The 8,610-nt window shown below is 33.2% G+C and carries 7 protein-coding genes and 1 riboswitch; of the genes, 1 reads left to right on the top strand and 6 read right to left on the bottom strand.

All coding sequences use genetic code 11. From position 1 onward, the window contains the following. Positions 1-575: 575 nt before the first annotated feature. On the bottom strand, positions 576-1,994 hold the full coding sequence (locus tag V7014_RS05185) for an amino acid permease (protein ID WP_335504861.1): 1,419 nt from the start codon (positions 1,992-1,994) through the stop codon (positions 576-578). A 159-nt stretch (positions 1,995-2,153) separates the two neighbouring features. Next, positions 2,154-2,333, bottom strand: a riboswitch (Lysine riboswitch). A 204-nt stretch (positions 2,334-2,537) separates the two neighbouring features. Between V7014_RS05185 and V7014_RS05180 the strand changes: the two genes are divergently transcribed. After that, a complete protein-coding gene (locus tag V7014_RS05180; RefSeq protein WP_335504859.1) occupies positions 2,538-2,831 on the top strand; it encodes a DUF6509 family protein in 294 nt (97 codons plus the stop codon). A gap of 54 nt (positions 2,832-2,885) precedes the next feature. Here V7014_RS05180 and V7014_RS05175 read toward each other — a convergent pair whose 3' ends face one another. The 5 genes from V7014_RS05175 to mprF all read right to left on the bottom strand — a co-directional run bounded on the left by V7014_RS05175 (position 2,886) and on the right by mprF (position 8,517). Next, on the bottom strand, positions 2,886-3,350 hold the full coding sequence (locus V7014_RS05175) for a hypothetical protein (RefSeq protein WP_335504857.1): 465 nt from the start codon (positions 3,348-3,350) through the stop codon (positions 2,886-2,888). 98 nt (positions 3,351-3,448) lie between these two features. Continuing rightward, entirely contained in the window at positions 3,449-4,402 is a 954-nt protein-coding gene (locus V7014_RS05170) for a DMT family transporter (protein ID WP_335504855.1), read from the bottom strand. 96 nt (positions 4,403-4,498) lie between these two features. After that, positions 4,499-5,206 carry an acyl-CoA dehydrogenase gene (locus tag V7014_RS05165; protein WP_335504853.1) on the bottom strand — a complete coding sequence of 236 codons (708 nt, stop codon included), beginning with the start codon at positions 5,204-5,206 and terminating at the stop codon, positions 4,499-4,501. Positions 5,207-5,461: 255 nt separating this feature from the next. Further along, complete coding sequence (locus tag V7014_RS05160) at positions 5,462-5,836, bottom strand: nucleotide excision repair endonuclease (RefSeq protein WP_335504850.1); 375 nt, start codon at positions 5,834-5,836, stop codon at positions 5,462-5,464. Positions 5,837-5,931: 95 nt separating this feature from the next. After that, a complete protein-coding gene (gene mprF, locus V7014_RS05155; RefSeq protein WP_335504848.1) occupies positions 5,932-8,517 on the bottom strand; it encodes a bifunctional lysylphosphatidylglycerol flippase/synthetase MprF in 2,586 nt (861 codons plus the stop codon). Positions 8,518-8,610: the final 93 nt, after the last annotated feature.

Raw genomic sequence — 8,610 nt, 5'->3', positions numbered from 1 at the left:
ATTTATAGCAGTTATTAGTTCTGCCGTCATATTTAAATTTGTGTATATTATGGTTCCAATCTACATTGCCAATATTGCTCAGTTTTTCTATATGTGATCAATTATTCATAATCTAAATACTTCGACGTTTTTAGATATGTTGTTAACCAGATCAGTTTGTTCTAATGCTAATTAGTTAATAAACTAATTAAATTTATTAATTCCCAATAATTCACTTATTAATTTAATTGAAAGTTTTCATCAATTGAATTGTGTCTCTATAAGCCATTTATTCATGTGTAAGAGACATCAAAGTTTCGGTAACCTTTAGGTTTACAACTTTAAACATCAATCATCCTCTTCCCTCAAACCACCTCACTAAAAAGAACATTTGTTCTATACGACTGAAATCAGCACTTTTATTAATAAATTCCTTTCAATTATTTGCGATTTCGGGGCAGGATTATCCTAATTTATGTAATTTGAACATTAAATATATCAAAATGCTCTTTTTCTCAAACGAGAACATTTGTTCTTGTTTGTGTTAAAAAGAAAAGCACCCATCTGGATGCTTTCTGTTTTTATATCAATTATACTTAGCTTTTTTTAACTGGTATTGCAGCATGATCTTCTTTTTTTACAAAACCATAGAATAGAATTCCACTTGCTAATAACGCCATACCCAACATAAATGTTTTAATATCTGATGTTCCTGCAAACAGTACGTAAACTGCATATAGTGTTGCTAGAATACCGATAATACCATCTATAATACGCCCTTTTCCATCTTCGTACGTTTCACCGGTAATAACTAGCTTTACCTGGAATGTTGATGATATTAAGTAAGGTATTAAGTACGATAACGTTGCGATGTAGATAATAAAATTAAATGCATCTGAAATTGTATTAGAAATTGTTGAGAAAATAAATAATTGGCCTAAAATATTTGTACATACTAACGAGAAAGTTGGTATTCCCTTTTTGTTTTCTTTCATGAAACGAGGAATGAATAAACCTTGCTTCGCAGCGGCACTTGGTACTTCAGCAGCCAGCATGACCCAACCGATCGTTGATCCAATCAATGATATTAATCCTAAAGCTGCTAATAGTTTTCCACCAATTGGCCCAAGTACTGTTTCAATAGCATCAATTAATGGCTTTTCAGACGTTACTAACACATCTTGAGGTAATAAGCCCATAACAAGAGTGCTAATGCCGATATAGATAGCTAACGTAAGTAATAGCCCTAGAATAGTTGCTCTCTTTACATCGCTTTGCTTTTTCGCACGTGATGAGAATACTACGGCCGATTCAACTCCGATAAAGGCCCAAAGTGTAGCTACTGCTGCAGCATTAACTTGTCCTAGCAATCCTACTGTTTGTCCTACTTCATTTGTTTTCTCAGCTAAAAACGGCGTTACATTTGCTGCTTGAAAAGCCGAAAGACCAATGATGATAAAGATAAAGAATCCTGTAACTTTTGCTACTGTTGCCGCTAAATTCAATTTACCGGCGCCTTCTAGACCTTTATACACGATTATGTGTGTTCCCCAAAGTACAATGGTACACACTACAAATGTAATTGCATTACCTACTTTTAAATCAAAGTTTCCAACCGAAAATAAAACAGCTTGATTTGTCATGATTGGAAAGAATGTTGATAAATAACTCGCAAATGTTGTAATGATTGCAATGTTTCCTGCTAAATTTCCAATCCAGTATCCCCAAGTTGCCATAAAACCTGATAATGTTGCGACTTGTGAGCCTTTTTTAAAAAGTTCTTTTGCGTAAATTTGCGGTCCACCGCTGAGTTCTGGTTTTCTCTTACCTAAGTTACCGAAAACGAACGATACAAATAGTACACCAAGACCAGTAAATAGCCATGCTAACATAACTCCCGCTGGACTTGCCGCTTCAGCCAAAGTGCGCGGTAACATAAAGATACCAGAACCAACCATATTACCGACTACTAATGATGTTAAAATCCAAAAACCTAATTTCTGTTGTTTTCCCATCTTTAAGCTCTCCTCTTGTCTGTATTTCTTGAGATTCTTGAGATGTCATTTCAAACGATGAACATGCTTGATGGGTAGAGTTTTGTTAATTTAGTATAAAACAAAAAACACACCGTAAAAGTTGGTGTGTTGTATACGTATACAAAACTGCACCAGACTTCATTGGATAGTTCATCATAGCATTTGCCATGACAGTCCTGCACCTATTCGATACAGACCCAGCTTTACTATAGTCAGAAAACCTATAGCGCTTCGGCGATGTTTCCTTTCAATAAACGTCTTCAAGCTTTCTGTCTCTCGGTTTATTTACTCTTAAAAATCGCAACCTCTACCTCATCTTTGTCTGATGAGGAATCTTTTATTGATTTCTAGTAAATATATTAGAATATGAAGTTGATTAAGTCAAGTTTACGAATTTTTAGTTATTTATACTTTGATTTAGTTTCTATAGAATTAAAAGTTGTTCAAATATTGCACCGCTTTTCTTATAACCATTTTACCGCTATAATGAGTAAAGCAATAGTGAATGAAAGGACGAATATAATGATTCAAATTAAAGAATATGAAGTTGAGTTAATAAATGATGCATTTGGTATTTTACCAGGGGATCGATATGAGTTTATTCTTTTTTTAGATATTCCGGAAGATGATGAATTATTTCATGAAAGTGGAGTAATGGCAAAAGTCATTTTTGTTGTAGATGAAGATAAAAAAGAGATTGCTAAATATGATCTGTATGAACAAGGTGAAAATACATATTTAGATTTTGAATTAGAAGACGATGAACTTCAACAAATTACAACGTTTTGTGTAGAACATTATCAAGATGTAGAGTAATAAAAAGCACCAGTGACAAAATGTCTTCTGGTGCTTTTTATTACTCTTTCTTATTTAAACCGTAACAGACATATAATTAATTCCAAATCTTCTTTCTAGTTCCATGCATTGCTTTATAACGTTTTCGATGTTTTTTTGAACTTCTTCTTCACTAAAATCACAACCACATTCAACGCCTTGTTTGCTTAGTAAAAACGTATTAAAGTATACATCTAGTAATTTCAATTCTCTCATTAAGTCTCCATTGTTACCTAAAGGAGTTATTTGATTTTTCTTTAAGAATTTATCCTTAAAGATTTCATACTTCTTCCCATCAACATCAGGAATTAACAAAGTAGTTTGATATATATATTTTACTGCTTCTTGCGCACAGCAGAATAACTCAGGTTCGATTAATCCTTCCTTTACAATAGCGTGATCTTTTCTGTCTTCTGTACTAACTGCTTGTTTCTCATATTGTTTATTCTCTTTTTTTCTATGCTTTAAGAATTGAATAAAAGTAGCTATTTTTGTTTTCATTGAGGGTCCCCCCTTTTAGCTTTATATATATTATATATCCTTAAAAATTAGCTCCCAAACGCAATTGAGTAAAATTTGCATAAAAAAATATCCCTAAATTAGGAATATTTTTTCTCACTGATTTTCAACTTTATGACATCAACAATATTAACAATAATGATACCAGTAGCTACTAAAACAAGCCCTATCAAAGCAGTAATACCAACAGCTTCATTAAGGAACGCTCCACTTAACATCACGCCAAACACAGGTATTAAGAAATTGAATAATGTTACTTTACCTACTGGATGATATTTAAGAATGTTATTCCAAAGTAAGAAACCTGTTGCAGACAGAAATGCTAAATAAGCAAGCATGAACAGATCTTTCATTGTAAAAGTAAAGAAAGTAAAGTCAGTCATAATTACACCTACTAGCAATAATAAGGTGGAACCGATAAGCATACCGTAACCTAACAAATAATGAGCACTAAAGTTAGTTAGTGCACGTTTTGTTACAATATTTCCATATGCAGCAACGATAGTGGATGCAAGAACTAGCCATTCCCCATAGCCTATTGAAAACGAAACATCTCCTTTAGGAATAAACGTAATCATTATTCCAGTGAAACCAATCAAAAGACCAAATACTTTAGGTAAGCTTAAGCGATCATTCTTCAATAAGAAATGGGCAAAAATAATTTGAAAAAATGATCCTGTTCCTGAAATAATACTTCCATGCGTTCCGGTCGCCCCACTTAATCCGATATAGAAGAAAATATATTGGAAAAATGTCATTAATAGTGCCAAGACAATGAGTATTTTTAATGACGAAGTTTGATACCTCATTTCATTTTTCCTACCAATAATGGCATAAAAGATAAAAATCAACACTCCTGCTAAAAAGAATCGATAACCAGCAAATAAAATTTGTTCACCTATATCATTAGGCCCGATTTCTAAGTATTTATAACTCAGCTTAATTACAGGAAATGCACTCCCCCATAGAAAAGTAGCAATAATTGCTGAAAGAGCCATCCCAGCTGGATGACGGAAAAAAGTTTCTGTACGCATAATAAAACCTCACTCTGTTAATAAAACACGAGATTCATCATACAATACATTCCTAAAATTTCATAGATATATAGGCTAAAAATCATTTTAAGATAATTAACTATTATTTAGTGCAGTCTTTGCTAATAGCATGATTGTCGCGTCATCCATAGGAGGATTATGTAATCCCGCTCTAACATCACGATAATATCTTTGCAAAGGATTACTTCGCTGCAAACTAATTGCACCTACTACCCTCATCGACTGATCAACAATAGGTATAGCTGCATTCGTTACAGCATTTTTTACAGCGGCTAATTGTGGTTGGAATTCTTTATGACGTTCTGCATCATCTACCCACTGAGTCGCTACACCATTTAGGAAATACCGACTTTGAAGTAGTTCTAATTCGATTTGACCTATTTTTTGTTGAACATTTGGCAATTCGCTTATAGTCCCTTTACCTTTAATGCTATTTGGAGCATGTGTTTTTTCAAATTGAACTGCATAATCTCTTGCCGCTTTGGCAATTCCGATATAACAAGCGGGAATATGCAATAGCCAAGCATCGTAAAGATTTGGATTTTTCGGACTGCTCTCCACAAGGTACTTTTCTTCAATTCTAATATTTTCTAAAACAAGATATTCACTTGCTGTACCCTGCATAGACATCATGTCCCACGTTTGCTCAATTGAAACTTCTGGTGTATCACGTTCAATTAGAACCAACCTAATTGATTTGCTGCTTGCACCCATGCGCTTACCAGAAATAAATTTAGAGCAGGTACCAATGACGTATAATTTTTCCGACCATTTATTACCCACTGACCATTTTCTTTTATTGCGCTAGTTGATGGCGACCTCCACGAGTGAGACTTCCTGTTTTCGGTTCACTTGCCGCACGATTAATAAGCGCCCCTTTTCCAATCTTCTCAAATTCATACATGTACTCCCCATTCTTTTCAATTCTATGGTAAACATGGGTTCATCCATAAACTTAAGACTTTCTTATAATTATCGTTACGACTTACCAACATAATTAAAAGAGCTGACTACATCAGTAGCCAGCTTCTATATTACCTATTTGAAAAATACTTTATCAATATTGTACTTTGCTTCTTGTGTGTTCACGACATACGTTTCATAAATATCTCTCTCCATTGGATCTTCTACGTAACAAATATCGATTGTATATACTTCGTCACGATGTTTCTTCATTGGAGATACATTATCTTCAAAATGCTTCTTAATACGCTGTCTCAGCTTTCTAGCTTTACCTACGAAAAGCAATTCGTCATTAATATTATACAACATAAAGATTCCGCCTTTATCGCGAGGGATAAGGTGGAAATCAATAAATCCATAAACGTCTTTAATTTCGATATCTCCTGGTTTTAATACTTGTTTACGTTGTGTAATTGTTAAATCTGGATTTGGTATTTCAATTTTAATCACTAAGGGTCACTTCCTCTTTATATATCAAGCTAAATAGTACCATATGAATGAAAGAAAAGCTAATGTGGTTTTTAAATAGATTCTCTTTATTTAAATCAACCCGTTAATGTTTTCTTTTCTTGCATTTTTTGATGTGTATTATTTGTTTTTTCTACAGGATTACCTTTACCAATCATCCTTGTCACGAGGATAATCGATGCAAATAAGGTTTTATTTTTTCGAAATGCCAAGTATTTTCCTTGCCACATAGGATGATATTTTCCTTTGAAACGTCTTAAACCGCTAAAACTGTACATATATCGAACGTTATTAAATATTGTTCCTGCTATCCTTTCAGATAAGAAAGACTCATTTTGAGTTCCGACATTAGACAAAGGCGCCATTCCTAAATTGAATGTATGATATCCTTGCTCTTTCGCCCAAAACATAAGGTGTAAAAATAAACTATCCATTGTACCAACCGGTGCATCCGGCAAATATCTCATTAAATCAACTGAAATTTTGTTTTGATCATACGCTGGCATTAATGAAGCGAAGGCAAGCAACCTACCCGTTTGATCTCGTACAAGACATACGGGTCCTTCTTTCACATAGTCTATACAAAATACTCCCATTGAGAAGCCTTTCTCTTTTCTTTTCCCTAACCATTGATTGGAAACAATTTGCATTTCGTTCAATTGTTCATTTGTTACCGTATTAAATATTTTAAAAGTATATCCTTCACGGCTGAAACGATTCATATTAGCTCTAAAGTTAGAATGTTTTTTCCCAGATATAGTGAAGGTATCAAGATCTACACAGGCTTCTTCTCCCAATTTAAAGAACTGATAACCAAAATCGTGATATAAATGCATAGTGGATTGATCAATCTGATAGAATACAACTACATATCCATAATTAGTTGCTTCACTCATAAATTCATTTAATACTAATGAATAAGACGAATAATCCCCGCTTGGGTCACCTAATACGACAAGTCTGTTACGATATTTCCTAAATAATATAAGTGCTTTTCCATTACTTGAAAAGAATATTCGTTTATCACCCATATAGCCTAAGTGTGTTAAAGAATTTCCATCATACTGATGTAAGAATGTATGAAATTGTTCTCGATCATAAGGGACTCCAAGATCCTTTACACGTAACTTTCTAAATATAAAAGTACCTAAACCGATAATAATTGGTACGAAACAAAGAGAAAATACAGATGTTTCTACTACCTGTGAAAAGCTGCGAAACTCAGAAGCATTTTCAACAGTCGTTATACTTTTTCCTATCTCGTAATACAAATAGATTATACCTGCTCCAATTAAAGTAGAAAAAATATAATATGAGAATGATATTAGTACACTTTCAACTTTAAATTGTTTTCGAATCGCAATCAAAATCATCACAATAACGGTCAAAATAATGGCTTCTTGATAATCAAAAGCCTTTATCAAATGAGCTACGCAAGAACCAATTAAACCAATCATTACAAAACTGTACGATTTTTTTGATCTGTAAAAAATACCACGTAAATTTAATAGTATAATAACTGAAAACGTAAAAATAAGATCATAACTAAGGTTCGATATCTCCTTAGAAACAAGTGGCGTTCTTAAAGGAAGAATTAAAACTGAAGCAATATTAATCCATGCTGTGACAAATAGTAAAATACACAATGCCCAATCCCAAAGCTTCGCAAGTAATTCTCGATATAGTGCCCATACTACGCCAGTTGTTTCAAGTGCAGGTCCAATAATTGGTTTACCCTCGATTTTACGTAGTGTATTTTCGGAAAACTCTAGAACAGTTAATAATAGAGATAATAAAAATGGAATAAAGAAATAAACGATACGATATACCAATAGCACGGAAAGAACTGTTTCTTCATGATATCCATACGAACTCATACCAATTAAGAAGGTTAAATCAAAAGATCCTAAACCTCCTGGTACAAAACTAATAACTCCAAGGATAGAAGCAATAACAAATATACCTAATACCACACTATAAGATGTATCTATATGAAACATTTCTAATAATAGAAAAAGAATACTAGCTGCACATAACCACTCTATTAAAGAAATTATCGTAAATGCACTAACCGTTTTTATTGGATTTTTAAAAGTTTTGGTTGTAGGATTCTTCTTTTCTCTAACATATGATGTTGCGAAATATATCGGCATTAGAAGTGCCATTCCGATTAGTAACGGTAACATCCATGGTTTGCTTTGTATCATATTATTATCTGGAATGATTTGAATGACAATTAAAAATGCTAGTATTGATAAACCCATTAAAGTTGCTGTTGTTGCCCATGTAATCCCAAAAAGTAACTTCTTCGTATCTTTCGTATAAGAGCGGAATACAGCATGTCTGACTGTTGCACCCGCCAATCCACCAAATCCAAGAACAATATTTAAACTGTTTGCAACAAAGCCTATTCTTAAACACTTCTTGAGCGGAACTGCTAATTCTAAACCTTTTATCATTGCAACATCATAAAAAGCCATAACAAATACAGAAATAAGTCCGATAATCACTAATATTGTTAATTCAGTACTTGAAAGTTCATGAATGGTCCGAATGGCTTCACGCACTGAAATAGATTGTAATTCAGTTTTCGCATGATAAATAACATACATGATAACTATTAAAGGAATTGCTATTTTTGCTATTTTTTTGATTTTGTCCATACCCTCGATCCTTTCTAACTCGTTAAAACGTCTACTTAATTACTAAGTGATATAAAAATTACAACAATCCTAATCTGTGCTACTATAAAACAA

The organism is Bacillus sp. JJ722 (assembly GCF_036963345.1).
Lineage (GTDB): Bacteria > Bacillota > Bacilli > Bacillales > DSM-1321 > Bacillus_AD.
The sequence above is the reverse complement of the archived record's forward strand: the minus strand, read 5'-3'. Positions and strand labels throughout refer to the sequence as shown.